General features: G+C 68.2%; 1 protein-coding gene. It reads left to right on the forward strand.

The genetic code is table 11. From position 1 onward, the window contains the following. Positions 1-1,687, forward strand: a 1,687-nt coding sequence (locus G4D83_RS45155; protein WP_240357197.1) for a condensation domain-containing protein, incomplete at both ends; no start/stop codon positions are given.

Genomic DNA, 1,687 nt, shown 5'->3' on the forward strand with positions numbered 1-1,687 from the left:
TCACCGCGGAGCGCTTCCTTCCCAATCCGTTCAGCTCCGTCCCCGGCGCGCGCATGTACCGCACGGGGGACAAAGTCCGCTGGCTGCCAACCGGAGAGCTCGCGTTCATCGGTCGCCTCGACTTCCAAGTGAAGCTGCGCGGCTTCCGGATTGAATTGGGTGAAATCGAAGCCACCCTCTCGGGCCACCCTGACGTCCGTGAAGCCCTGGTCCTCCTCCGAGAGGACGTGCCCGGCGACCAACGCCTCGTCGCCTACTTCACCTCTCAGTCACGCCCGCCCGAGGCCGCGGCCCTCCGCGCCTACCTCGCCAAGAGACTCCCGGCCTACGAAGTCCCCGGCGCGCTCATGGCCCTGGAGTCCTTCCCGCTGACGCCCAACGGAAAGGTGGACCGCAAGGCCCTGCCTTCTCCCGATGCGACACCCGTCGCCGCCGCCTTCGTCGCCCCGCTCACGCCCACCGAGGTGCGCCTCGCCGCCCTTTGGGCTGAAGTCCTCCGGCTCCCCTCCGTGGGCCGCCATGACCACTTCTTCGAGCGCGGTGGCCATTCGCTGTTGGCCACCCAGTTGATGGCGCGCATCCGCTCCGCCTTCTCGCTGGAAATCCCCCTGCGCGCCCTCTTCGAGGCGCCGACCCTTGAGCAGCTCGCCCTCCGCGTCGAGCACGCCACTGAGTCAGCCGCTCTCCCTCCGCTGCTCCCCACCCCGCGAGATGGCACGCCACTGCCCCTCTCCTTCGCGCAGCAGCGCCTCTGGTTCCTCGAGCAGCTCCAGCCCGGAACTCCCACCTACAACATGCCCGGCGCCCTCCGTCTCGAGGGCCCTCTCGACGCCCTCGCCCTCCAGCGCGCCTTCTCCGAACTCATCCGCCGTCACGAAGCCCTCCGCACCTCCTTCGTCGAGGACAACGGAACTCCCTTCCAGACCATCTCCCCCCCGTCCTCCTTCTCTCTTCCCATGGAGGACCTCTCCTCTGCCGAGGAGCGTGAAGTCGTGGCCCGTGAGCGAGCGCACCAGGATGCCGTGCGCCCCTTCGACTTGAGTCGCGGCCCCTTGCTTCGCGCCTCGCTGCTGCGCCTCGCGCCCCAGCAGCACGTCCTGCTCCTCAACCTCCACCACGCCGTCTCCGACGGCTGGTCCATGGGTCTGCTCGTCCGGGAAGTGACGTCTCTCTACGGGGCCTATCGCCAGGGCCGTCCGTCTCCCCTTCCCGAGCTGCCGCTCCAGTACGCCGACTACGCTGTCTGGCAACGTCAGTGGCTCAAGGATGACGTCCTCTCCAGGCAGGTCGCGTGGTGGAAGCACCAGCTCGCCGGGGCACCCGCTGTCCTCGATCTGCCCACCGACTTCCCACGGCCCCCGCTCCAGTCCTTCCACGGTCGCACCGTCGACTTCCAGCTTCCCCAGGCCCTCTCCCGCGCCGTGGAAGCCTTCTGCAAGCAGGAGGGCAGCACCCTCTTCATGGGCATGCTGACCGCCTTCCAACTCCTGCTCTCTCGCTACTCCGGGCAGGACGACATCTCCGTCGGCTCTCCCATCGCCGGCCGCAGGGCTTCCGAGTTGGAGGGCCTCATCGGCTTCTTCGTCAACACCCTCGTCCTCCGCTCCCGTGTCGACCCACGCTCCTCCTTCCGCGAGCTGCTCTCCCAGGTCCGTTCCTCCACGCTCACCGCCTACGAGCACCAGGA

The sequence above is a fragment of the Myxococcus eversor genome, from assembly GCF_010894455.1.
Classification (GTDB): domain Bacteria; phylum Myxococcota; class Myxococcia; order Myxococcales; family Myxococcaceae; genus Myxococcus; species Myxococcus eversor.